This window comes from Secundilactobacillus silagei JCM 19001, assembly GCF_002217945.1.
Taxonomy (GTDB): domain Bacteria; phylum Bacillota; class Bacilli; order Lactobacillales; family Lactobacillaceae; genus Secundilactobacillus; species Secundilactobacillus silagei.
Map to the genome: position 1 here is coordinate 1 of NZ_BCMG01000072.1, position 235 is coordinate 235.

Genomic DNA, 235 nt, shown 5'->3' on the forward strand with positions numbered 1-235 from the left:
AAGGTGGGGCAGATGATTAGGGTGAAGTCGTAACAAGGTAGCCGTAGGAGAACCTGCGGCTGGATCACCTCCTTTCTAAGGAATAATACGGAAGCCTGCACATGAGACAAAACTTTGCTTAGTTTTGAGAGGTCTACTCTCAAGTTAATAACGCTTTTTGGGCCTATAGCTCAGTTGGTTAGAGCGCACGCCTGATAAGCGTGAGGTCGATGGTCCGAGTCCATTTAGGCCCACT

At 48.5% G+C, this 235-nt stretch carries 1 tRNA gene and 1 rRNA gene; both read left to right on the top strand.

The features are described 5' to 3' along the window. Nucleotides 1–75 (top strand): 16S ribosomal RNA (locus CES79_RS12605); the annotation flags it as partial. A gap of 84 nt (nt 76–159) precedes the next feature. Then, nucleotides 160–233, top strand: a tRNA-Ile gene (locus CES79_RS12610). Nucleotides 234–235: the final 2 nt, after the last annotated feature.